Annotated in this window: 20 protein-coding genes and 1 tRNA gene; 12 read left to right on the top strand and 9 right to left on the bottom strand. The window is 30.9% G+C overall.

Annotated features, from left to right (window positions below; translation table 11 throughout):
* Positions 1–34: 34 nt before the first annotated feature.
* Genes rnc through P8H50_RS02680 form a run of 3 tightly spaced genes read right to left on the bottom strand, consistent with a single transcriptional unit; the run spans position 35 to position 2,283 of the window.
* Positions 35–778 carry a ribonuclease III gene (gene rnc / locus P8H50_RS02690; protein ID WP_300205342.1) on the bottom strand — a complete coding sequence of 248 codons (744 nt, stop codon included), beginning with the start codon at positions 776–778 and terminating at the stop codon, positions 35–37.
* 9 nt (positions 779–787) lie between these two features.
* A complete protein-coding gene (gene fabF, locus P8H50_RS02685; RefSeq protein ID WP_300205340.1) occupies positions 788–2,038 on the bottom strand; it encodes a beta-ketoacyl-ACP synthase II in 1,251 nt (416 codons plus the stop codon).
* 11 nt (positions 2,039–2,049) lie between these two features.
* Positions 2,050–2,283: an acyl carrier protein gene (locus P8H50_RS02680; protein WP_013869581.1), complete on the bottom strand. Its 234-nt coding sequence runs from the start codon at positions 2,281–2,283 to the stop codon at positions 2,050–2,052.
* Between the two features lie 182 nt (positions 2,284–2,465).
* Between P8H50_RS02680 and P8H50_RS02675 the strand changes: the two genes are divergently transcribed.
* Both P8H50_RS02675 and P8H50_RS02670 read left to right on the top strand, forming a co-directional pair.
* On the top strand, positions 2,466–3,032 hold the full coding sequence (locus P8H50_RS02675; protein ID WP_300205337.1) for a phosphoribosylglycinamide formyltransferase: 567 nt from the start codon (positions 2,466–2,468) through the stop codon (positions 3,030–3,032).
* Positions 3,033–3,674, top strand: a complete 642-nt coding sequence (locus P8H50_RS02670; protein WP_300205335.1) for a ribonuclease H family protein — start codon at positions 3,033–3,035, stop codon at positions 3,672–3,674.
* A gap of 74 nt (positions 3,675–3,748) precedes the next feature.
* Here the strand turns inward: P8H50_RS02670 and P8H50_RS02665 are convergent, their stop codons facing one another.
* Both P8H50_RS02665 and P8H50_RS02660 read right to left on the bottom strand, forming a co-directional pair.
* Entirely contained in the window at positions 3,749–4,417 is a 669-nt protein-coding gene (locus P8H50_RS02665; RefSeq protein WP_300205333.1) for a LytTR family DNA-binding domain-containing protein, read from the bottom strand.
* Complete coding sequence (locus P8H50_RS02660; RefSeq protein WP_300205331.1) at positions 4,417–5,388, bottom strand: sensor histidine kinase; 972 nt, start codon at positions 5,386–5,388, stop codon at positions 4,417–4,419. Before P8H50_RS02660 ends, P8H50_RS02665 begins: the two co-directional genes overlap by 1 nt.
* A 625-nt stretch (positions 5,389–6,013) precedes the next feature.
* On the opposite strand from P8H50_RS02660, the gene P8H50_RS02655 reads away from it, so the two are divergent.
* Positions 6,014–6,952 carry a PfkB family carbohydrate kinase gene (locus P8H50_RS02655; RefSeq protein WP_300205329.1) on the top strand — a complete coding sequence of 313 codons (939 nt, stop codon included), beginning with the start codon at positions 6,014–6,016 and terminating at the stop codon, positions 6,950–6,952.
* A 109-nt stretch (positions 6,953–7,061) separates the two neighbouring features.
* Positions 7,062–8,960 carry an amidophosphoribosyltransferase gene (locus P8H50_RS02650; RefSeq protein ID WP_300205327.1) on the top strand — a complete coding sequence of 633 codons (1,899 nt, stop codon included), beginning with the start codon at positions 7,062–7,064 and terminating at the stop codon, positions 8,958–8,960.
* Positions 8,961–9,267: 307 nt separating this feature from the next.
* On the opposite strand, the gene P8H50_RS02645 is transcribed toward P8H50_RS02650, so the two are convergent.
* Positions 9,268–9,876, bottom strand: a complete 609-nt coding sequence (locus P8H50_RS02645) for a superoxide dismutase (RefSeq protein WP_300205325.1) — start codon at positions 9,874–9,876, stop codon at positions 9,268–9,270.
* A gap of 205 nt (positions 9,877–10,081) precedes the next feature.
* Between P8H50_RS02645 and P8H50_RS02640 the strand changes: the two genes are divergently transcribed.
* From P8H50_RS02640 to P8H50_RS02620, 5 genes are all read left to right on the top strand, one after another.
* Positions 10,082–13,240, top strand: coding sequence for an exodeoxyribonuclease V subunit beta (locus tag P8H50_RS02640; RefSeq protein ID WP_300205323.1), 3,159 nt, complete (start codon positions 10,082–10,084; stop codon positions 13,238–13,240).
* Positions 13,241–13,280: 40 nt separating this feature from the next.
* The gene (kbl, locus tag P8H50_RS02635) at positions 13,281–14,477 is read left to right on the top strand and encodes a glycine C-acetyltransferase (RefSeq protein ID WP_300205321.1); all 1,197 of its coding nucleotides are present in this window, start codon (positions 13,281–13,283) and stop codon (positions 14,475–14,477) included.
* 120 nt (positions 14,478–14,597) lie between these two features.
* Positions 14,598–16,028 (top strand): OmpA family protein, encoded by a 1,431-nt coding sequence (locus tag P8H50_RS02630; protein ID WP_300205319.1) that lies wholly within the window; start codon positions 14,598–14,600, stop codon positions 16,026–16,028.
* A gap of 68 nt (positions 16,029–16,096) precedes the next feature.
* Positions 16,097–18,853, top strand: a complete 2,757-nt coding sequence (locus tag P8H50_RS02625; RefSeq protein ID WP_300205317.1) for a PD-(D/E)XK nuclease family protein — start codon at positions 16,097–16,099, stop codon at positions 18,851–18,853.
* Entirely contained in the window at positions 18,850–19,689 is an 840-nt protein-coding gene (locus tag P8H50_RS02620) for an alpha/beta hydrolase (RefSeq protein ID WP_300205315.1), read from the top strand. Before P8H50_RS02625 ends, P8H50_RS02620 begins: the two co-directional genes overlap by 4 nt.
* A 7-nt stretch (positions 19,690–19,696) precedes the next feature.
* On the opposite strand, the gene P8H50_RS02615 is transcribed toward P8H50_RS02620, so the two are convergent.
* Together P8H50_RS02615 and P8H50_RS02610 are read right to left on the bottom strand one after the other, a co-directional pair.
* Positions 19,697–19,770, bottom strand: a tRNA-Ala gene (locus P8H50_RS02615).
* A 5-nt stretch (positions 19,771–19,775) separates the two neighbouring features.
* Positions 19,776–20,504: a universal stress protein gene (locus P8H50_RS02610; protein WP_366900948.1), complete on the bottom strand. Its 729-nt coding sequence runs from the start codon at positions 20,502–20,504 to the stop codon at positions 19,776–19,778.
* Between the two features lie 160 nt (positions 20,505–20,664).
* Here P8H50_RS02610 and P8H50_RS02605 point away from each other — a divergent pair, with 160 nt between their 5' ends.
* The 3 genes from P8H50_RS02605 to P8H50_RS02595 all read left to right on the top strand — a co-directional run bounded on the left by P8H50_RS02605 (position 20,665) and on the right by P8H50_RS02595 (position 23,506).
* Positions 20,665–21,999 carry an MATE family efflux transporter gene (locus tag P8H50_RS02605; protein ID WP_300205312.1) on the top strand — a complete coding sequence of 445 codons (1,335 nt, stop codon included), beginning with the start codon at positions 20,665–20,667 and terminating at the stop codon, positions 21,997–21,999.
* Between the two features lie 127 nt (positions 22,000–22,126).
* Positions 22,127–22,576 carry a 6-carboxytetrahydropterin synthase gene (locus P8H50_RS02600; RefSeq protein ID WP_300205311.1) on the top strand — a complete coding sequence of 150 codons (450 nt, stop codon included), beginning with the start codon at positions 22,127–22,129 and terminating at the stop codon, positions 22,574–22,576.
* 177 nt (positions 22,577–22,753) lie between these two features.
* The gene (locus tag P8H50_RS02595; protein WP_300205309.1) at positions 22,754–23,506 is read left to right on the top strand and encodes a UDP-2,3-diacylglucosamine diphosphatase; all 753 of its coding nucleotides are present in this window, start codon (positions 22,754–22,756) and stop codon (positions 23,504–23,506) included.
* On the opposite strand, the gene P8H50_RS02590 is transcribed toward P8H50_RS02595, so the two are convergent.
* On the bottom strand, positions 23,503–24,162 hold the full coding sequence (locus tag P8H50_RS02590; RefSeq protein WP_300205307.1) for a peptidoglycan-binding domain-containing protein: 660 nt from the start codon (positions 24,160–24,162) through the stop codon (positions 23,503–23,505). The genes P8H50_RS02595 and P8H50_RS02590 overlap by 4 nt on opposite strands.
* Positions 24,163–24,190 lie beyond the last annotated feature (28 nt).

The following is a 24,190-nucleotide window of genomic DNA, read 5'->3' as shown; positions in this document are numbered from 1 at the left end:
TGTATTTTTTTTTGAGAGAAAAACCTAAAGCGAATTATAATAAAGTTTTAGAAATTTGATTTTGAAACACAAAAAAAGCACGTTTTGATGCTTTTTCCTCTGCTTTCTTTTTAGACGTTGCTCTGCCTTTAGATACAATTTTATCGTTTATGGATAGTTTTACGGAGAAATGACGCATGTTATCGTTACCTGTATCTTCATAAACATTATAATCGAAAGTCTTTTTTTCCTTTTGGCACCATTCTATTAATAAGCTTTTGTAGCTAATAACCTTTCCTTCGAGTTGTTCTATATCTACAAAAGGCGTAATAACACGTTTGTAAATAAATTTTTCGCATGCTTTATATCCTCCATCAAGATATATAGCTCCTACTAAAGATTCGAATAAGTTGCCATGAATATTATCTCCAAACTGTCCTTTAGGAATTTTACTTTCTACTAAACCTATAAGTTTTAAATCCCGACCCAGTGCGTTTAGATGCGCTCTACTTACTACTTTAGAACGCATTTTTGTTAAGTAGCCTTCGTCTCCACTTGGTACTTCTATGTATAAATGATGAGCTATTACTGCACTCAGCATAGCGTCTCCTAAAAACTCTAAACGCTCATAATTTACAATATGGCCTTTACTGTTTTTAATATTCATAGAACGATGTGTAAACGCTGTTTTAAAGTGTTTAATCGTTTTTGGTTTGTAACCTATAATTTGAGAAATAGTAGTGAAAAATTCTCCTTTTTTTTCTTTAGATGAAGAGAATATGTTTCGAATGCTTTTCATCCGAATGTATTAATCTAACTTTTTAAATAATACACATGCATTATGTCCACCAAAACCAAAGGTATTACTCATAGCAACTTTAATGTCGCGTTTTTGAGGATGGTTAAGCGTTAAGTTTAGACTAGAATCTATATTCTCGTCAATAGTCGTGTGATTAATTGTTGGTGGCACAATACCATGTTCCATTGCTAAAATAGAAGCAATAGACTCTATAGCACCAGCAGCACCTAACAAGTGACCAGTCATAGACTTTGTAGAATTAATGTTGATGTTTTTAGCATGTTCACCAAAAACTTCAGTAATTGCTTTAAGCTCGGCAACATCACCAAGTGGTGTAGATGTTCCGTGTGTATTAATATGGTCTACATCTTCAGGTTTTAAACCAGCGTTTTCTAAACAGTTTCTCATAACTGCAATAACACCTATGCCATCTGGATGTGGAGCTGTCATGTGGTAAGCGTCGCTAGACATACCTCCACCTACAACTTCTGCATAAATTTTTGCACCTCTCGCTTTTGCGTGCTCATATTCTTCAAGAATAATAGCTCCAGCACCTTCTCCTAAAACAAAACCATCTCTAGTGCCATCAAAAGGTCTCGAGGCTGTCTCTGGACTTTCATTTCTTGTAGACAAAGCGTGCATAGCATTAAATCCACCCATCCCTGCTATAGTTACAGCAGCTTCACTTCCTCCAGTAACAATAACGTCGCATTGTCCTAAACGAATATAATTTAAAGCATCTATCATCGCATTTGCAGATGATGCGCAAGCAGATACGGTTGTGTAGTTAGGTCCCATAAACCCATTTTTAATGGATATGTTTCCAGGTGCAATATCTGCAATCATTTTTGGGATAAAAAACGGATTAAATCTTGGTGTTCCATCTCCTTCTGCAAAGTTTAGCATTTCGATTTGAAAGGTCTCCAAGCCTCCTATTCCTGCTCCCCAAATAACACCAACTCTTAGTTTGTTGATGGTATCTAAATTTAGGTTTGAGTCCGCAATAGCCTCATCAGATGCGACCATTGCGTACTGTGTAAACCTGTCCATTTTTCGCGCCTCTTTTCTATCTAGAAAATCGGTTGCGACAAAGTTTTTCAACTCACAAGCGAATTTTGTTTTAAACTTTTCAGTATCAAAATACGTAATAGGTGCAGCACCACTTTTCCCACTAATTAAGGCATTCCAATATTCATCTTTGGTATTGCCAATAGGTGTAAGTGCGCCAAGACCTGTAACTACAACTCGCTTAAGTTCCATAATATTAGTGCTTATTTTGCAGCTTCAATATATGATACAGCTTGACCAACTGTTGCAATGTTTTCTGCTTGGTCGTCTGGAATTTGGATATCGAATTCTTTTTCAAATTCCATAATTAATTCAACAGTGTCTAATGAATCTGCTCCTAGGTCGTTTGTGAAGCTTGCTTCAGTTACAACTTCGTTTTCATCAACACCTAATTTGTCTACGATTATCGCTTTTACTCTTGATGCAATGTCTGACATAATTTTAATTTTTTTAGTTTTAATTAAGAGGCAAAAATAAAAAACTTTATTTTAAAACTCATCTTTCTATTAAAAAAGACTTCGAAAGTTAATAATTAATTTCGAGGAATTTCTGTTTTAGCCCGTAATTGTTAATAATTATTCTTTTTTTTGTTTGAAGATTTAACATTGAATACTAGAAAATGAAACGTGTAGTAATTTTTGCGTCCGGAAGCGGAAGTAATGCTGAAAATTTAATAAGGTTTTTTCAAAATAGCGACAATGCGTCTGTTATTCAAGTACTAACTAACAATCCGCATGCCAAAGTCTTAGATCGTTGTAAAAAACTGAAAGTAAGTGCGTTGTCATTTAACAAAACAGCATTTACAGAGACCGAAGATGTGCTAAACATCTTAAAATCTGCTCGACCAGATTTAATTGTTTTAGCAGGTTTTCTTTGGAAATTTCCAGAGCACATTTTGAAACATTTCCCAAATAAAGTGATAAATGTGCATCCTGCTTTACTCCCAAAATTTGGAGGAAAAGGCATGTATGGTATACATGTTCATAATGCTGTTGTTAACCAAAAAGAAACTGAAACTGGCATCACTATTCACTATGTAAATGAACATTATGACGAAGGCGCTATCATTTTTCAAGCAAAATGCGAGGTGAAAACGTCAGATTCTGCTGAAACTGTAGCAGCCAAAATTCATGAATTAGAGATGGAACATTTTCCTAAAGTGGTTGATAGGCTTTTGAAAGAATAAATGAGTAAAAAGAAAAAAAAATATTACACCGTTTGGAAAGGACATCATAGAGGTGTTTTTGAATCTTGGGATGATTGTAAAGCGCAAATAAAGGATTACGAAGGCGCGCAATACAAATCGTTTGCCACTTTTGAAGCTGCTAAAGAAGCCTTAAAAGGCAATTATTTTGACTATACAGGAAAAAATAAAGCTTTTAAAAGTGAATTATCTGCAGCACAACTAAAAAAAATAGGACAACCAAATTATAATTCTATAGCTGTAGATGCTGCTTCAAGTGGAAATCCTGGTATTATGGAATATCGTGGTGTAGATACTAAAACTAAAAAACAACTTTTTTTTCAAGGACCTTTTGCTGAAGGCACAAATAATATTGGAGAGTTTTTAGCACTTGTTCATGGTTTAAGTTTTTTAAAAAAACACGATAGCGATCGTATTATTTACACAGATTCTAGAACTGCGATGAGTTGGGTTCGAAAAAAAACATGTAACAGTAAATTAGAACGAAACATTAAAAATAAACCTGTTTACGATTTGGTCGATAGAGCTGTGGTTTGGCTAAAAGAAAATGATTATGAAACTACTATTGTAAAATGGGAAACTAAGGCTTGGGGAGAAATACCTGCAGATTTTGGGAGAAAATAGTTAACAGTTTAACCAACTCTTAAAAGTTTTAGAGCGCTCTCGACTTACAATTATTTCAGCTTGATTTCTGTTTTTTAATTCAATTTTAAATCTACTATTGGTAAAAAAACTACAGTTTCTATAGCTTCTCGATTAACAATAAACTTTCTATTCACTTTAAAAAACTGTTTAGGATTTAATTTTGTTTCTAAACCCGAAAGCGCTTCGTTAATAATATAATTAGAATTGCTGCTTTTTAAATAAGAAGCATTATCCTCGCTATAAAAGCAGTCAATACTTTCAGTTTTTATTATTTTAATTCGTTTTCCTATTCTTACAGCAAATTCAGTTTTGTAAACCCGAAGATTTTCGTTTTCTATAACTTCTTTTAATTCAATTAATTCCTTTTCATTTTTATAGAATGTATTTGCTTTTTTTATTGCTTTTTCTAGTCGCTCTTTATTAATTGGTTTTAGTAAATAAGACACGCTATTATAGTCGAAAGCTTTAATACTATATTCGCTAAACGCAGTTGTAAACACAATTGGACTAGTGATTTTTACGTGTTTAAAAATTTCAAAACACAAACCGTCTGCTAAATGAATATCTAGAAATAACACATCTGGATGCGCGTTATTTTGAAACCATTTTACAGCAGATTTTACTGAAACCAAACTAGCCACAATCTCATAATTAAATGTTGTTAGCATGCGCTGCAATCTTCTGCTTGAGGCTAATTCGTCTTCTATAATTACAACTTTCATTACACTTCTGGTTTTAATAATGGCAATTTAATTGTGAATAAATTATCGTCTTTAATTATTACCACTTTTTCATCTGTAAAATACTCGTATCTATTTTTAATGTTTTCTATTCCTGTTGGATTAGAAGTCTCAACAGATAATTTTGGATGTAATGTATTTGAAACTATTAAGTAATCATCTTCATTTTTAAAAGTTATAATTATTGGATTCTCTATGCTTAATTCGTTGTGCTTTATAACGTTTTCAAAAACTTGCTGTAATGCCATTGGTAAAATGTAAAGCGTTTCGGTTTCATTAACGTTGTTATTAAAAATTAAAGCACTTTCGAAACGCACTTTTAATAAATCTATATATTTATTAGCAAAAGACATTTCGTCTTTTAAAGTTACCAAATTTTGTTTTTCTTGGTCTAAAAAATAACGGTAAACTTTTGATAGGTCTTCTGAAAACTTAACTGCTTTTTCTTGATTTTCTTCAATTAAACCAGTTAAAACACTAATATTATTAAACAGAAAATGCGGACTTATTTGCGATTTTAATTGTTGGTATTTTAAAGAAGCTTCTAATCCTATTTGCTTTAGGTTTAGTTTTTCTTGCTTGTTTTTTAACTGAATATAATAAACATGAATAGCCAAAGTAATTATTAAAAAGTAAGGAGAAAAAATAATAACACCTTGAAAAAATAAATTAACAAGTCTTTCTGAAGAATATTTATCAATTTCTACAACAGATAACATAAAAATTATTAGAACAGCAAAACAATTAAATAGATATAAACTTGAAAATAAAAAATTAGGTTTGTTAATTTTCAAGTTTAAATTAATAGTTGTGTAACTTAATAATGCAACTAACAAACCAAATCCTGGTAAAATTAAAATTCGATAATTTGCTTTAGAGATGCCATGTCCAAAGAGAATATGAAGTAATAAATATAGTAAAGTAATTATTATCCAAAATATAAAAACGTTCAATAATTTTAATTTTAAATGTTTCGATTTTCCTTTCCATGAGTTTTTTGTGAGAAATAATATAAGCGAACTAAAAATGCTTATTATCATTGTAAATACTGCATTTGGCAAAGATGTTCTATATAAATAAGACAGCTTAAAGCCTTTTTGAATATTCATATAGCAAAACACAAAAACATAAATGATTGCAAAAGAAATAAGCGCTGGCTTAATTATTGGTTTAAGTGATGTTTTCCAATTTTTATAGTATAGAGAAGAAAAAAAACAAGGCACAAAAAAGATTGAAAAACTTATTGGTCCTATATATAATATATCCTTTATCGCTTCATCATAACCATTGAGATTTACATTTACAAAAAACCCAAAACCATTAATTACCACAGTCACAATCAATCCATAAACAAAAAGCCTTTTTTAATTTTTCCATATCAAGTTTTATTGTTTCAAAGCAAATCTCCACGAATTAAAGCTTCAAAAAAAATAAAGAATAGTGAACCGTTCTTTTTTATAAGTGAGTTGCTAATATCCATAAAATTAACCAAAATGTAATTCGTTTTTATTCCGAAAGGAAATTGTAAAAAAAGAGACTAAAAAACCTATATTTGCACTTTAATTCAAGAACAGTTACATGAGTAAATTAGTAATAGTAGGCACAGTAGCTTTTGATGCTATTGAAACACCATTTGGTAAAACCGATAAAATTCTTGGTGGCGCAGCTACTTACATAGGTTTTTCGGCAGCTAATTTTGATAATATTGATGCAGCAGCAGTGTCTGTTGTTGGAGGCGATTTTCCGCAGGAATATTTAGACCTTTTAACAGAGAGACAAATAAGTATAGAAGGTATAGAAATTGTAAAAGATGGTAAAACCTTTTTTTGGAGTGGTAAATACCACAACGATATGAACTCTCGAGATACTTTAGCTACAGAGCTTAATGTACTGGAGAAATTTACTCCAGTTGTTCCAGAAAATTACAAAGATGCAGATATTGTAATGTTAGGAAACTTACATCCTTTAACACAACAAAGTGTTCTGGATCAAATGTCTAAAAAACCTAAATTGGCTATATTAGATACAATGAATTTCTGGATGGATATTGCTATGGACGATTTAAAAGCAGTATTAAAAAATGTAGATGTTATTACCATTAACGATGAAGAAGCAAGACAATTATCTGGAGAATATTCTCTAGTCAATGCCGCTAAAAAAATTCATACAATGGGACCAAAATATGTAGTCATTAAAAAAGGAGAGCATGGTGCTTTATTGTTTAGTGAAGGTAATATGTTTTATGCTCCAGCGTTACCCTTAGCCGAAGTTTTCGACCCTACAGGAGCAGGAGACACATTTGCAGGTGGTTTTGCTGGCTATATTGCAAAGACAGGAAATATCTCTTTCGAGAACATGAAAAATGCAGTAATTTATGGTTCTGCATTAGCATCGTTTTGTGTAGAAAAGTTTGGAACCGAGCGCATGCTAACCTTAACAGATAAAGAAATTTTTGAACGCTTGCAGCAGTTTAAAGATTTAACGCAATTTGAAATTGTTTTAAACGATATAGATTAATAAAAAAACGCGCTCAATATTTGAGCGCGTTTTTTTATTCTGAAATAATTTTAGAATCTTTAAGATTATATATTTTTGTTATTAATAAACAACTCACAACACAACAACAATGAGTGATGCTCTAAAACACGAGTGCGGAATTGCACACATTAGGCTTTTAAAACCATTAGAATTCTACAAAGAAAAATACGGAAGCGCTTTCTACGGCGTGAACAAAATGTATTTAATGATGGAAAAACAGCACAATCGTGGACAAGATGGTGCAGGATTTGCAAGTATTAAATTAGATACCAAACCAGGCGAACGTTATATAAGTCGTGTACGCTCTATAGCACAACAACCTATTCAAGATATCTTTGCGCAAATAAACGAACGCATTAATAACGAATTAGTTGCTAATCCAGAGTATAATGATAGTGTTGCCCTTCAAAAAAGCAATATTCCTTATATAGGAGAGGTACTTTTAGGACATGTGCGTTATGGAACCTTTGGAAAAAACAGTGTAGAAAGTGTACATCCATTTTTACGCCAGAACAACTGGCAACATAGAAACTTAATTCTAGCAGGAAATTTTAATATGACTAATGTTAAAGAGTTATTTAGTAGCTTGGTAGAACTTGGTCAGCACCCAAAAGAATATACAGATACTATTACGATTATGGAGAAAATAGGCCATTTTCTTGATGATGCAGTAAGTAAAATATATAAGAAATTAAAAAAAGAAGGCTATAAAAAAAGCGAATGTTCTCCTTTAATTGCAGAACGTTTAAATATTGCGAAAATTCTTAAAAGAGCTGCAAAAAATTGGGATGGAGGTTATGCAATGGCAGGTTTAATAGGTCATGGCGATTCTTTTGTGTTAAGAGACCCAGCAGGAATAAGACCAGCTTATTATTATCAAGATGATGAAATTGTTGTTGTAGCCTCAGAGCGTCCAGTTATACAAACTGTTTTTAATGTTGCCTTTAATGATGTAAAAGAATTAGAGCCAGGACACGCTATAATTACAAAAAAATCTGGAGACGTTTCTATTAAAAAAATTCTAGAACCATTAGAACGCAAAGCTTGTTCTTTTGAGCGTATTTATTTTTCTCGTGGTAGTGACGCAGAAATCTATCAAGAACGTAAAATGCTTGGTCGACTATTAATGCCAAAAGTATTAAAAGCTATTGAAAATGATACTGCTAATTCTGTATTTTCATACATTCCAAATACAGCCGAAACTTCTTTTTACGGCATGATTGAAACTGTTGAGGAGCACTTAAACGAACGAAAAACAAAAGCTATTTTGTCTGGAGGTGGAAAGCTATCTAAACAACAGGTTATAAATATTTTAAAAGAAAGACCTCGTATAGAGAAAATAGCCATTAAAGATGTTAAACTTAGAACTTTTATTACGGAAGATTCTAGTAGAGACGATTTGGTTGCACACGTTTACGATGTAACATATGGCGTTATAAAACCAACAGATAACCTAGTTATAATAGACGACAGTATTGTTCGTGGTACAACTTTAAAGAAGAGTATTATAAAAATGATGGATAGGCTTCATCCAAAAAAAATAGTAATTGTGTCTTCTGCTCCGCAAATACGTTTTCCAGATTGCTATGGTATTGATATGGCAAACTTAGAAACTTTAATTGCATTCAATGCCGCTTTAGAGCTTTTAAAAGAAAATAATAAATACGATTTAGTAGAAGAAGTTTACCATAAATGTAAGGCACAAGAAAATTTGAAAGATAAAGAGGTAAAAAACTTTGTAAATGAAATTTACAATCAATTTACAACCGAAGCTATTTCTGCTAAAATTTCAGAATTATTAAGCGACGAGTCTGTAAATGCAGAAGTAGAAATTATTTTTCAACCAGTAGAGAATTTACATAAAGCTTGTCCTAACCATTTAGGAGATTGGTATTTTACAGGAAACTATCCAACAGTAGGAGGTAATAGAGTAGTAAATAGAGCTTTTATTAATTTTTTCGAAGGTAATAAAGAGCGAGCGTATTAAGGGTTTCTTAGATATTATTTTGGCTTTATCTTATTGAATTTCAATATATTCTATTGTATGTAAAATGTAATTCATCAGATATATTTACCATTTGTCTAAAAAAACAAGTTTAATAAAAAGTCTTTAGTATCTTAGAGCTTACCATAACATAAGTAGGGTAAGTTCATGGTAGATTTGGGGCAAAAAAGGTGAACGAGAGTTCACCTTTTTTATTTGCTTAAATTCTTCAGAAATTAATTTAATTATTGAAACAAAAAAAGAACTAGTAAAACTAGCTCTTTTTATATAAAAACAATAAGTGTTTAGCTTATTTTGCCAAAGCATATCTTCTTTCAACTTCATTCCAGTTAATTACATTAAAGAATGCATTAATATAATCTGGTCTTCTGTTTTGGTAGTTTAAATAGTAGGCATGTTCCCAAACATCTAAACCTAAAATTGGTGTTCCACCACAAGTTACTCCTGGCATTAATGGATTATCTTGATTAGGTGTAGAGCACACTTCAACTTTTCCTCCTTTGTGTACACATAACCAAGCCCAACCAGAACCAAATTGTGTAGCAGCTGCATTACTAAAAGCATCTTTAAAAGCATCTACAGAACCGTAAGCCACTTCAATAGCATCTTTTAGTTCTCCAGATAAACGGCCTTTACCTTCTGGGTTCATGACGTCCCAAAATAAAGAGTGGTTGTAAAAACCACCTCCATTATTTCTAACAGCTTTGTTATCCATATCAAGATTCATTAATATGTTTTCTATTGATTTTCCTTCTAAATCTGTACCTTCTATGGCAGCATTTAATTTAGAGGTATAGCCATTATGATGTTTAGAATGGTGTATTTCCATTGTACGCGCATCTATATTTGGTTCTAAAGCGTCGTATGCGTATTTTAGTTTCGGTAATTCGAAAGCCATAATTTTTTTATGTTTTAGGTTAATATTTCTTTGTTCGTAAATTTAACACTTTAACAAATCAATTAAAAATTTATGTACTGTTAAGTCTTTTGTTTTAATAATACTTTAACAAGCTGATATAAAATGCTTTGGTTTTTTTCCTAAAAAACCTAAAATTAAATCTGCTTCATTGTAATTGTTTTATCTTGTACTCAAAATTATATTAATGTTGTCAAATTCTTCATTTCAAGTTTATAATGCATCAGCTGGAAGCGGCAAAACCTTCACTTTAGTTAAAGAATACTTAAAAATTTTATTTTCGGCATCAGGTAATTATCAATTTAAAAACATTCTTGCCATTACGTTTACTAACAAAGCTGTTGCAGAAATGAAAGCACGTATATTAGAGATGCTTAAGGATTTTTCTCAAACAAAAAACTTAGAGCATTCGCATCCTATGTTTGTAGAAATAATTAAAGAGTTAGAGATAAAACCTAGTGTGCTTAAAAAAAAAGCTAACGACATATTAAACACCATCATGCATAATTATGCAGCTTTTGATATTTCAACAATTGATGGTTTTAACCACAGATTAATAAGAACATTTGCTCATGATTTAAAATTACCACTCAATTTTGAAGTAGAATTAGATACAGAATCTTTATTAAATGAAGCAGTAGATCGTTTAATAGCTAAAGCTGGAACCAATAAAGAACTCACAAAAGTACTGGTGGACTTTGCTATTGAAAAAGCAGATGACGATAAAAGTTGGGACGTTAGTTTAGATTTTAATAAAATTGCTAAATTATTAACTAAAGAAAGTGACTTAGATTTTGTAAAAACGTTAAACGATAAAACACTTTATGATTTTACAACATTAAAAACAAGTTTAAAAGAAACTATAAAAAATGTTGAAAACGAATGTTTAATCTTAGCAGAAAAAGCTATAAATCTTATTGAATTAAACAACATACCTTATAATCATTTTAGTTATTCAGATTTACCAAATCATTTTTTAAAAATGAAAGCCCTTAGAATTAAGGATTTAAATTTTAAAGGACGATTAATACAAAACCTCGAAAGCGAAAAGTATTATGGAGGAAAAGCGACACTTGAAACTAAAAAAAATATAGATAACATTATTGAAGAATTAAAAGAGTTGTTTAATACATCTACTAGTTTGCCAGAACGCTATCTTTTACCAATTGCTATTTACAAAAACCTCACACCTTTATCTGTTTTAACAGCCATAAATAAAGAGTTAATTGCTATTAAAACCGAAGAGAATAAAATGCTAATTAGCGAATTTAACGCTATTATCGCTAACGAAATAAAAGATCAACCAACGCCTTTTATTTATGAGCGAATGGGAGAAAAGTTTAAGCATTATTTTATAGACGAATTTCAAGACACTTCACAATTACAGTGGGAGAATTTAATTCCGTTGGTAGATAATTCATTGTCTGGGCAAAACATAAAAGCCGAAAAAGGTACAGCCATGATTGTTGGCGATGCTAAACAAGCTATTTATAGATGGCGTGGCGGAAAAGCAGAACAGTTTATGGAACTGTTTAATAAAACGTCGAAACCATTTCAAGTTGAACAAGATGTTAAAAACTTAGAGTCTAACTACAGAAGTTCAGAAACTATCGTTAATTTTAATAATGCCTTTTTTAAACATCTTTCTAAACAGGTTTTTAGTAATGAAGATTACGCAAAATTATACGAACAATCACATCAAAAACCATTTGTAAAAAACGAAGGTTATGTAAACCTTAATTTTATAGATCTTGAAGACGATGATGATAAAGATAGCGTGTATACACAGCATGTACTAGAGACTATTTTATCGTGTCAAAAAAATGGTTACGCTTTAAAAGATATTTGTATTCTAGTTCGAAAGAAAAAACATGGTATTGCTATAGCAGAGTTTTTAAGTAGTAAAAACCTAAAAATCACGTCTAGTGAAACCATGCTTATTAATAATGCACCAGAAGTAAAATTAATAAACCATGTGCTTAACGTTTTGTCAAACCCAAACGATACAGAATGTAAGGTTAACATTCTTAGCTTTTTAGCCGATAAATACAATATTAAAGACAAACACACTTTCTATAAAAAGCATGTTTTTTTAAATCTTGAAGCTTTCTTTAAAAGCTTTGAAGCCTTCGAAATTTATATTAATCCAAATCAATTAGTACAACAAGGTTTGTTTGATTTAGTAGAAACTGTTGTGAGGTGCTTCGGTTTAGTTGAGCATTCAAACGCATATGTTCAGTTTTATTTAGATATTGTTTTAGAATATTCACAAAAAAATATTTCAGATTTAAATGCGTTTCTGGAGTATTTCAACACTAAGAAAGATAAACTAAGTATTGTTTCTCCTCAAGAGCAAGACGCTATTCAAATAATGACTATTCATAAATCTAAAGGTTTAGAGTTTCCAGTTGTTATTTTTCCGTATGCAGATATTAAGATATATGAAGACATTGAACCCAAAGAATGGTTTCCTGTAAATCCAGAAAACTATAATGGCTTCAATTATGCTTTATTAAATTATGGGAGTGCTTTCGAAAACTACGGAGCACAAGGCCATACTATTTATGCAAAACATCAAGCCGAATTAGAACTCGATAGTTTAAATCTTTTATATGTAACATTAACAAGACCTATAGAGCAACTTTATATCATAGGTAAGAAAGACGTTAATAATAAAGGCGAAGTGAATTTAAAATCATATTCTGCATTATTAATAGATTATTTAATGAATATTGGAGAGTGGAATGATAACAAAACTGTTTATAGCTTTGGTATTCCAGAAAAGCTAGACACAAAAAAAGTAAAGCAAAACATAGAAACAATAGAACAACAAGAATTTATTTCTACAGCAAAACAAGACCACAATATAAAGATAATTGCAAATTCAGGATACCTTTGGGACACTAAACAAGAAGACGCTCTAGAAAAAGGAAATCTAATACATGATATTATGGAGCATATAAAAGTGGAGCGTGATGTAGATTTTGCCATTAAAGATTTTGAAAGTTCTGGAATAATAAATAAAAAGCAAGCAAAGGTCTTAAAAGCATCAATTTTACAAATTATAAACCACCCAGAATTAAACCACTTGTATACTGAAAACAGCAACATATATAACGAACGCGATATTATTTCTAAAACTGGAAAAATTTATAGACCAGACAGATTAGTTATAAACAATAAAAACGAGGTGGTAATTGTAGACTATAAAACAGGATTGCATAACCCAAAATATCAACATCAATTACAAGATTATCAAGATATTTTAGAAGAGATGGGTTTTAAGGTTTCTCAAAAAATACTTTTATTCATTAATAAGGACGTTACAATTAAAACTTATAATTAATAGTTTTATAAATTTGCATTAAACAACTAATAGAAAAAACATGTACGGAAATATTCAAGAATATTTAAAACAAGAAATACAAGATATTAAAGATAATGGTCTTTATAAGGAAGAGCGCATAATAACTTCTCCGCAAGGCGCAGAAATTACTTTAAATACAGGTGAGACCGTTTTAAATTTTTGTGCAAACAATTATTTAGGTTTATCCTCTCATCCAGAAGTCATTCAAGCAGCAAAAGATGCAATGGATACTCATGGTTTTGGTATGAGCTCTGTTCGTTTTATTTGTGGCACTCAAGACATACACAAGGAACTAGAGCAAAAAATAGCCGATTTCTATGGTACTGAAGACACAATATTATATGCAGCTGCTTTTGATGCTAATGGTGGTGTTTTTGAACCATTATTAGGAAAAGAAGATGCAATAATTTCAGATTCTTTAAACCATGCATCGATTATAGATGGTGTTCGTTTATGTAAAGCTGCTCGTTACCGCTACCAAAATAACGATATGGCAGATTTAGAAAAACAACTAATTGATGCTAACATAAATGGAGCAAGACATAAAATTATTGTTACAGATGGTGTATTTTCTATGGATGGTCTGGTTGCTCCTTTAGATAAAATATGTGATTTAGCAGATAAGTACGATGCTTTAGTAATGATTGATGAATGCCATGCCACAGGTTTTATTGGAAAATCAGGAATTGGCACGCTTGAAGATAAAGGTGTTTTAGGAAGAATAGATATAATTACAGGAACCTTAGGTAAAGCTTTAGGAGGTGCAATGGGTGGTTATACAACAGCAAAAAAAGAAGTTATAGATATTTTACGTCAACGTTCTAGACCTTATTTGTTTTCAAATTCTCTAGCTCCAGCAATTGTAGGAGCATCCATTAAAGTTTTCGATATGCTTAAAAATGACACTTCATTAAGAGACAAGTTAGAAAGCAATACAAATTACTTTAAAAAAGGAATGAAATCTGCTGGTTTTGATATTATTGACGGAGACTCTGCAATCGTTCCTGTCATGCTTTATGATGCTCAATTATCGCAAACCATGGCAAATATGTTGTTAAAAGAAGGAATTTACGTCATTGGCTTCTTTTTTCCTGTTGTCCCAAAAGGTAAAGCTAGAATAAGAGTTCAACTTTCTGCAGCACACGATAAAAGCCAATTAGACAAGGCTATTCAAGCTTTTATTAAGGTTGGGAAAAAACTAGAAATTATTAAATAAAAAATATAAGGTTTAACATTTTTTCACAATAATTATTATTTTTATATATTTGTCTTTGTTAATAATGTTTAACAACTTATTTTTGCCTTTAATTAACACTTAAAATTAAATTTTTTGAATATGAAAAATCTTAGCAGATTATTATTCACTCTAGTACTTGTAGTAAGTTTTAGTAATGTGAATGCACAAAACGAAGACAATCCTTGGGCTATAGGCTTTGGGATAAACGCGGTAGATTTCTATCCAGTAGGAGATAGCGCACCACAAGGAGAGTTTTTTGATGAGTTTATGAATGTAAAAGATCATTGGAATATTTTACCTTCTTTATCAAATATTTCTGTATCTAAGTATATGGGAAACAACTTTTCATTACAAGCTTCAGGTTCTATTAACAAAATAGAAAAGTACGGTCAATTTGGTAATACTGTTTCTAGTGTTCGTGTTGCAGATTTAGATTACTATTCTCTTGATGCTAATGTGAGATATCATTTTGCTGAATTGGTTAAAAGTAAAAAATTAGATCCAACAGTTGGTATTGGTGGTGGTTATACTTGGGTAGAAGAAGGTCCATATAACACAAATCTTGCTAGTGGTAATAATAATAATGGTGCTGGAACTTTAAACGGTTCTTTAGGTTTAACATATTGGTTTACAGATAACGTAGGTTTTTCAGTAGAAGCAAGATATAAGCATGCATTTGAAGACTATTTAGATAGTCATTTCCAACACACTGCAGGTTTTACTGTAAGATTTGGAGGAACTGATACTGATGGAGATGGTATCTTTGACAAAAATGATGCTTGTCCAGAAGTTCCTGGTTTAGAGGCTTTCAACGGTTGTCCTGACACAGATGGTGATGGTATTGAAGATTCAAAAGACTCTTGTCCTAACGAAGCTGGTTTAGCTGAGTTTAACGGTTGTCCTGATACAGATGGTGATGGTGTTGTAGATGGTAGCGATGATTGTCCTACTGTTAAAGGTCTTAAGGCTTTAAATGGTTGTCCAGATGCTGATGCTGATGGCGTAACTGATGCTAAAGATAAGTGTCCTAGTGAAGCTGGTCCAGCTGCAAATATGGGTTGCCCATGGCCTGATACAGATGGTGATGGTGTAACTGATAATGTTGACAAATGTCCAAATGAAGCAGGTACAGTAGCTAACGACGGTTGTCCTGAAGTTACTCCTCAACCAACTCAAGAGGTTATCAACAAATTGAATAACTATGCTAAAACAATCTTATTCGATTCTGGAAAGTCATCTTTCAAGAAAGAAACTGCAGTAGTTTTAACTAACATTACTGCTATATTAAAGGAATATCCAGATTCTAATTTTACAATAGAAGGTCATACAGATAGTGTAGGTTCTAAAAGTACGAACCAAAAATTATCTGAACAAAGAGCTAATGCTGTAAGAGATTACTTAATAGAAAACGGTATTTCTACCGATAGATTAACAGCATACGGTTTTGGTGAAGATTACCCATTATTCCCTAACAATACAAGAAGTGGTAGAGCTAACAACAGACGTACTGAAATAAAACTTAAAAAATAAGTTTTAATACCATTAAATAAGTTTATAAAAACGCTTCGGTTTACCGAAGCGTTTTTTATTTTTATACAATGAATTCTTTTATTTCAGATGTATTACAAAACCTAATAGATAAAGGTGAAGATTTATCTGACCTTTCATTTATTTTACCTAGTAAAAGAGCAGGTGTCTTTTTAAGACAAGAACTATCTGTTGTTGTTAATAAAACAATTTTTTCCCCAAAAATTATAAGCATTGAAGAATTTGTAGAGAATTTAGCTCAGTTAAAATCAAGCACTAATACAGTATTGCTATTTGAGTTCTATAATACTTACATAGAACTTACACCTAAAAATGATCAAGAACCATTCGAAACCTTTTCTAAATGGGCTCAAATTTTACTCCAAGATTTTAATGAAATTGATCGTTACCTTATACCTCAAGGCCATATTTTCGATTACTTAAGTGCTATAAAAACATTAGATCATTGGTCTTTAGAAGACAATAAAACTGATGTTGTAAAAAACTATCTTAAATTTTGGGATAAATTAAAGCATTATTATAAGCACTATTCAGAGGCTTTGATAAGAAAAAAAATAGGTTATCAAGGTTTAATTTACAGAGAGGCAGTAGATAAAATTAAACAGTATTGTGTAAGCAATACTCAAAAGCATATTTTTTTAGGCTTTAATGCTTTAAACACAGCAGAGGGAACGATAATTCAAGAGTTACTAAAAAACGATTTAGCTTATGTGTTCTGGGACATAGACGAAGTCTTTATAAACAATCCAATTCATGACGCTGGATTGTTTACAAGGCAGCATAAAGCAAATTGGAAGTATTTCAATTCTAACCCTTTTAATTGGATAACTAACAATTATTCAACATCAAAGAATATTCAAATTTATGGAGTACCCAAAAATATTGGTCAAGCCAAAACTATTGGTTCTATATTAAAAGAAATTGTTAAGTTAAAACCAGATTTAAAAAACACAGCTGTAATACTTGGTGACGAAAATTTACTAATACCAGTATTAAATTCAATCCCTTCAAAAATTGATAATCTAAACATAACCATGGGATTTCCTTTAAATTCCATCCCATTGGCATCACTTTTCGAACAGCTTTTTTCTCTACACAAAAAAACATCTAATACGTATTATTATAAAGATATTATTGGTTTACTATCTCATCAATACATAAGTCCATTATTTGTATTAGACAACAGAAATTATGCTATAGAACTTATTGAAACTATTAAAAAGAACAATTTAGTTTATTTATCACTTTCAGATTTAAAAACATATTCTAAAATTAATAACTCAATTTTAGAATTTGTATTTAGTAATTGGCAAAATAATGCAAAAATTGCCATTGAGACTTGTTTTAAAATAATAGACTTTATAAAAGAGCATTTGTTTTTAGATAAAAAAGGCAATATACTATCCCTAGAATATTTATATCGTTTTAATACATTATTTAATGAACTCTTTAGTTTAAACCAAAGTTATAGCCATATTAACGATATTTCTGCGCTTTTTAGCATCTATAAAGAGCTATTATCAACCGAAACTTTAGATTTTCAAGGAGAACCACTTCAAGGTTTACAAATTATGGGTATGCTAGAATCTCGTGTTCTCGATTTTGAAACCGTAATAATATCTAGTGTAAATGAAGGCATTCTACCTTCAGGAAAAAGCAACAATTCATTTATTCCTTTCGATGTTAAACTAGAAAATAACTTACCAACTTATAAAGAAAAAGATGCTGTGTATACCTATCATTTTTACAGGTTGCTACAGCGTGCAAAAAACGTCTATATTTTATATAATACAGAAGCAGATGTATTAACTGGTGGAGAAAAAAGTCGTTTTATTAATCAGCTTGAGTTAGAAGATATTCATACTATAAATCACAAAATTGTAACACCTCAAGTTCCAAATTTTGAAGCTGGTTTTAAAGAAATCATTAAAACCGAAGCTGTAATAAATCAATTAAAAGATATTGCAGAAAAAGGTTTTTCGCCATCGTCTTTAACTAGTTATATAAGAAATCCGCTAGATTTTTATTACCAAAAATTATTGGGTATAAAAGACCTTGAGGATGTAGAAGAAACGGTTGCTGCTAACACAATGGGAACGGTAGTTCACGACACTTTAGAAGCGCTCTATTTACCTTTTTTAGGAAAGGTTTTAGTAATAGAAGACGTTAAGAAAATGAAGCCTTTAGTAGACTCTAAGGTTTCAGAATTTTTTCTAAAAGTTTATGCAGATGGTGATATGACTAAAGGTAAAAACCTTATTGTTTTTGAAATTGCTAAACGCTTTGTAGAAAATTTCTTAAAGTTAGAGATAGAAGATTTAAAACAAGGCAATACTATTAAAATAATAGCACTAGAACAAAAAGCAGAAATACCATTAAATATACCAGAATTAGATTTTACAGTTAAACTAAAAGGAACAGTAGATCGTGTAGACGAGTATAATGGTGTCACTAGAATTATTGATTACAAAACAGGGAAGGTAATGGATAATGAAGTTTCACTAATAGATTGGGAAGACGTTACTAGCGATTATAAAAAATATAGCAAAAGCTTTCAAATATTAGCTTATGCTTATATGTTGAACCAACAAAAACCTTTTAATTTTCCAATTGAAGCAGGTATTATATCCTTTAAAAATTTACAATCAGGATTTTTAAAATTTACCAAACGAGAACAACCTAGAGGAGGAAATAAAGATACATTAATTACAGAAGTTACTTTAAATAATTACTTTCAAGAGTTAAAAAAACTGATTATTGAGATTTGTAACCCAAAAATTAATTTTATTGAAAAAGAGCTAAAATGATTCTAAAAAACCAGATTTTACATCAAAAATCATCAAAAGCTATTGTTATGGACGTGTTTTTTAATAAAACTAAAAAACCAAAGCCTTTAGTTATCTTTTGTCATGGCTACAAAGGTTTTAAAGATTGGGGAAGTTGGAATTTGGTTGCAGAAGCTTTTAAACAGGCAAATCTGTTTTTTGTAAAATTCAACTTTTCACATAATGGAGGCACAATAGAAAACCCTATAGATTTTCCAGATTTAGATGCCTTTGCTGAAAACAACTATACTAGAGAATTAGACGATTTAGAGTCGGTTTTAAATTTTTTCTTATCCAAAAAAAATAGTTATAAAGAAGAGATAGATACAAAAAATGTAACTGTTATTGGGCATTCTCGAGGAGGAGGTATTTCAATTTTAAAAGCTTCAGAAGATTCTAGAATAACAAAACTAATAACTTGGGCTAGTGTTTGCGATTTTGCAAAACGAACAGCAACAATTGGAGATCTAGACCAATGGAAGAAAGCAGGTGTTAAGTATGTTTTAAATGGAAGAACAAAGCAAAACATGCCACTTAATTACCAGTTCTACGAAAATTTTAAAGCAAATGAGGCGCGTTTAGATATTAAAGCTTCAGTAAAAAAACTAAACATTCCTTATTTAATTATTCATGCTAAAGATGATGCATCAGTTAAATATAATGAAGCAGAATCGCTTCATCTTTGGAATAAAAACTCAGAGTTATTTTCAGTTGAAAATGCCAATCATGTTTTTAACTCTAAACATCCTTGGGAAGGAATTGGTTTGCCAGAAGCACTACAATTAGTGGTAAACAAAAGTATTTCTTTTTTAAAATAATTAAAAGTGGAGCATATCGGATTCGAACCGATCGCCTCTACGCTGCCAGCGTAGCGCTCTAGCCAAATGAGCTAATGCCCCAAATTTTATTTTAAACCACTAAGAACTAAAACAGGAAACTGAGAAATATGAAAATCTTTTTTTAAGACCACATTCTTCTCCCAGAGTTTTCCAAAAAAACCACGCCTACGTCTTACAACACACAGCATATCAGGGTTTGTTGTTTTATAATGTTCTAAAACACCTTGGTAAGTTGTTGGGTTTTCAGATTTTGTGATACTAGTTACTATATTTTTTAACTCGATAGTAACATCAAAATCGCCTTCATTATAAAAAGGAGTTTTTACTAATAACAAATTTACTACCGAATTAAAATCGTCTTTCACGGTTTTTAAAGTTGTTAAGGCTTCTTTCTTTTTAATAATTGCAGATTTTAGTGCTAATAAAATAGACGAAATAGGCTTAAACACATAGCCTTCTGGTATTATTAAGGCAGGAATATTAGTTTGTTTTATAATTTTACCAGATGTTTTACCTAAATACACTTCGTCTTTAATAGAATTTGTTCTGGGCTCTAAAATTATTAGATCTATATCAAAAGCTTTACAAACCAAATCTATGGTGTTAACCAATTTTCCTTTAAAAGTTTTTGTTACAATCTCTACACCTTTGTGTTCTATTTGTGCCACATGGTGCTCTAAAAACGCTTTGCTTTCTCTTTCTATAATATGGTCTACTTTTATCATCGTTCCTGCTTTAGTATACACATTATAAACTTGAACAACATAAAGCTTAGCACCTGGTTGCGCTAGCAAAATCTACAGCGTATTGTAGATGGCTTTTAGCGTTCTTTGACGATCCTACAGGAACTAAAATATTTTTCATGGTGTAATTTTAATAAGTATTTAGGCTACAAAAATACAGTTTTTATACTAAATCTTCCGACCTTCGCTAAGACTAAAAATCAAATTCATTTTGAGTACAAATATTAGCTTAAAACATATTAATAAATTAGCTATTCCTGCGCTTATATCTGGTGTTTCGGAGCCAATACTCTCTTTAACAGATACTGCAATTGTTAGAAATGTAGATTTTAATGCTACAGAGTCTTTAGCTGCTGTAGGTATTGTTTCTGTCTTTTTATCGATGTTAATATGGGTTTTTGGGCAAACAAGAAGTTCTATTTCTTCAATAGTTTCACAATATTTAGGAGCGAATAAGTTAGATAAAGTTAAAAACCTTCCAGCTCAAGCTATATTTATTATTACCTCTTTAAGCGTGTTAATTATTATTGGCACTTATCCGTTTGCAGAGTCTATTTTTAAACTTTATAACGCTTCAGATATTATTTTAGATTACTCGATGTCCTACTATAGAATTCGTGTTTTTGGTTTTCCTTTTACACTATTTACAATTGCTGTTTTTGGTGTTTTTAGAGGTCTGCAGAACACGTATTACCCAATGGTAATTGCTATAATTGGTGCATTGGCCAATATTATATTAGATTTTGTTTTAGTATATGGAGTAGCAGATGTTATTCCTGCAATGCATATTGAAGGTGCAGCCTATGCAAGTGTTATAGCACAGTTTTTAATGGCATTACTTTCCGCTTACTATTTACATAAAAAAACAGATATTCCATTATTAATAAGCTTTCCTTTTAATAAAGAGATTAAGCGTTTTTTAATAATGATTGGTAATTTAATTATAAGAACATTAGCTCTAAATATTACCTTGTATTTTGCAACAAGATATGCAACTGGTTATGGTGCAGAATACATTGCAGCCTACACTATAGCAATAAACTTATGGTTTTTAGGAGCTTTCTTAATCGATGGTTATGCGAGCGCAGGTAATATTTTGTCAGGAAAATTATTAGGTGGAAAAGAGTATAGTAAACTCATAACTTTAAGTAACAAATTAATTAAATTTGGTGTTATTATTGGATTAATAATAGCTATTATAGGTGCCGTAATGTACTATCCTATCGGTCATGTTTTTACTAAAGACCCACAAGTTTTAAAACAATTTTATAATGTGTTTTGGATTGTTTTAGCTATGCAACCATTGTGTGCTTTAGCCTTTATTTTCGATGGTATGTTTAAAGGTTTAGGCAAAATGAAAGACCTTAGAAACCTTCTTATATTTTCTACATTTCTTGTATTTTTACCATTATTATACTTTTTTGATCAAAATAATTTAAAATTAACGGGTATTTTTATAGCACTCACCTTTTGGATTTTAGCTCGAGGTTTGCCATTAATAATAAAATTTAGAAAAGAATTTTTACCACTATCACAAAAGAATTAACTTTGGTGTTTTAGCATTATAAATTTATGGAAATATTAAATTATTTAGGAGGACAAGGTTTTTTTGCAATATTAGCTTTTGTTCTCATTATAATATACTTAGTTAACAGATACAGAAACCGTAGATAATGGGAAATATACGTATTACAAAGCTTTTCTCTTTCGAAACTGGCCACGCACTTTATGGTTACGACGGAAAATGTAAAAATGTACATGGACACAGTTATAAATTGTCTGTAACCGTTTTTGGAAGACCAATATCAGATAACACAAACGTTAAGTTTGGTATGGTAATAGATTTTACAGATTTAAAAAAAATTGTGAAAGAAGAAATCGTTGAGGTTTTTGACCATGCAACGGTTTTTAATAAAAATACACCACACGTAGAATTAGCTAAAGAACTTAGTGATAGAGGACACAACGTATTATTGGTAGATTACCAACCAACAAGCGAAATGATGGTTATTGATTTTGCTAAAAAAATTCAAAAACGTTTACCAGAAAACATACAACTACATTCTTTAAAACTACAAGAAACGGACAGTTCTTATGCAGAGTGGTATGCGAGTGAAAACTAAAAAAATAATTTAGGCGTTACCTAAAGGTCAGGCTTTCGGCAGTCGCTCTCTAAGAGGAGCTTCAACAAAGCCTCAATCCTTAACGCGTTTACTTTTATATTCTTTAACTAAAAACAAAGGCAATTGTTTATTTAATAAGTGGTTTTTGCCTTTGTAGGAATTAATTATATTTACAACATGCAAATTCCTAAAGGAAAGAAAATATATTTCGCTTCAGATAATCATCTAGGTGCTCCAACAAAAGAGCAATCGTTTCCGCGTGAACAAAAATTTGTAGCTTGGTTAGATCACATAAAAGAAGACGCAGCAGCAATTTTTCTATTAGGCGATTTGTTCGATATGTGGATGGAATATAAAACTGTTGTTCCTAAAGGTTTTACAAGAACACTTGGCAAGTTAGCAGAAATTAGCGATTCTGGAATTCCTATTTATTATTTTGTAGGAAACCATGATTTATGGATGAATGGCTATTTTGAAGAAGAACTAAACATTCCAGTATACCACAAACCACAAGAATATACTTTTAATACTACTACTTTTTTTATTGGTCATGGCGATGGTTTAGGACCAGGAGATAAGGGTTATAAACGTATGAAAAAGGTGTTTACCAATCCGTTTTTTCAATGGTTATACCGTTGGATTCATCCAGATTTTGGAGTGCGAATTGCACAATACCTATCTGTAAAAAATAAATTAATTTCTGGTGATGACGATGCTAAGTTTTTAGGTGAAGATAACGAGTGGTTAGCACAATATTGTAAACGTAAATTAGAAACCAAACATAGAGATTTCTTTGTTTTTGGTCACAGACATTTACCTTTAGATATTAAATTAAACGATACCTCAAGATATATAAACCTAGGCGATTGGGTTGGTTATTATACTTACGCTGTTTTTAATGGTGAGACTATGGAACTTAAAGAATATTAATCCATTAACGCTTCTAAAGTTATAACATCAATTTTTCCATCTGGAAATAAATTGTTTTGTTTTTCAAAACTTTTTATGGCATCGGAAGTAATACTCTCGAAAACACCATCTACAGGAATTGCAAATCCTTTTTTAACTAATAGTTTTTGTAATTCGTAAACAAATGCACTTTTTTCGCCAGCTAACATAGCTTTTACTGGCATCATTTTTAATAACATTTGTTTTTCTTTTAAAGCACGTTTTGCTTTATTATAATCTGTAACAGAAAGGTCTTTAGTTTCAAAATTTTTAATATCCTCGTTAGTTAAGCCTTGGCTTTTTAATTCTTCAGACTGTTGTAAAATAGCTTTATAATAGTTTACTTTTGCTACTTTCTTTCCGTATTCTGCAACAGCTAGTTTGGTTTCTTCATCGTCATTTTCAGGACTTCTTACATCAATTTCATTTACACTCCATTGCATTTGCATATAATTATTTGCAGCTTCTACAGCATTATAATAATTAAAAACAGTTTCTTGATCATGATAATTTACATCAAAGCCTTTTGCTATTTTTATATTAGCGTTATCAGGATGAAAACGCTGGTAATCTTTGTATTCTGAATAAGCAAATATTAGAACAATAACAGCTAGAATAAAGAGTAGTATTTTTTTCATTAGTTACTTAAATTGGTTGATTAAGTGC

Origin of the sequence: Lacinutrix sp., from assembly GCF_029238095.1 — a bacterium.
Lineage (GTDB): Bacteria > Bacteroidota > Bacteroidia > Flavobacteriales > Flavobacteriaceae > Lacinutrix.
Note: the sequence above shows the minus strand (reverse complement) of the source record. Positions and strands in the feature narration are given on the sequence as shown.

Bases quoted from the DNA above. Each gene is read 5' to 3' on its own strand.
- rnc (WP_300205342.1), bottom strand. From the start codon at position 778: ATGAAAAGCATTCGAAACATATTCTCTTCATCTAAAGAAAAAAAAGGA.
- fabF (WP_300205340.1), bottom strand. From the start codon at position 2,038: ATGGAACTTAAGCGAGTTGTAGTTACAGGTCTTGGCGCACTTACACCT.
- P8H50_RS02680 (WP_013869581.1), bottom strand. From the start codon at position 2,283: ATGTCAGACATTGCATCAAGAGTAAAAGCGATAATCGTAGACAAATTA.
- P8H50_RS02675 (WP_300205337.1), top strand. From the start codon at position 2,466: ATGAAACGTGTAGTAATTTTTGCGTCCGGAAGCGGAAGTAATGCTGAA.
- P8H50_RS02670 (WP_300205335.1), top strand. From the start codon at position 3,033: ATGAGTAAAAAGAAAAAAAAATATTACACCGTTTGGAAAGGACATCAT.
- P8H50_RS02665 (WP_300205333.1), bottom strand. From the start codon at position 4,417: ATGAAAGTTGTAATTATAGAAGACGAATTAGCCTCAAGCAGAAGATTG.
- P8H50_RS02655 (WP_300205329.1), top strand. From the start codon at position 6,014: ATGAGTAAATTAGTAATAGTAGGCACAGTAGCTTTTGATGCTATTGAA.
- P8H50_RS02650 (WP_300205327.1), top strand. From the start codon at position 7,062: ATGAGTGATGCTCTAAAACACGAGTGCGGAATTGCACACATTAGGCTT.
- P8H50_RS02645 (WP_300205325.1), bottom strand. From the start codon at position 9,876: ATGGCTTTCGAATTACCGAAACTAAAATACGCATACGACGCTTTAGAA.
- P8H50_RS02640 (WP_300205323.1), top strand. From the start codon at position 10,082: ATGTTGTCAAATTCTTCATTTCAAGTTTATAATGCATCAGCTGGAAGC.
- kbl (WP_300205321.1), top strand. From the start codon at position 13,281: ATGTACGGAAATATTCAAGAATATTTAAAACAAGAAATACAAGATATT.
- P8H50_RS02630 (WP_300205319.1), top strand. From the start codon at position 14,598: ATGAAAAATCTTAGCAGATTATTATTCACTCTAGTACTTGTAGTAAGT.
- P8H50_RS02625 (WP_300205317.1), top strand. From the start codon at position 16,097: ATGAATTCTTTTATTTCAGATGTATTACAAAACCTAATAGATAAAGGT.
- P8H50_RS02620 (WP_300205315.1), top strand. From the start codon at position 18,850: ATGATTCTAAAAAACCAGATTTTACATCAAAAATCATCAAAAGCTATT.
- P8H50_RS02600 (WP_300205311.1), top strand. From the start codon at position 22,127: ATGGGAAATATACGTATTACAAAGCTTTTCTCTTTCGAAACTGGCCAC.
- P8H50_RS02595 (WP_300205309.1), top strand. From the start codon at position 22,754: ATGCAAATTCCTAAAGGAAAGAAAATATATTTCGCTTCAGATAATCAT.
- P8H50_RS02590 (WP_300205307.1), bottom strand. From the start codon at position 24,162: ATGAAAAAAATACTACTCTTTATTCTAGCTGTTATTGTTCTAATATTT.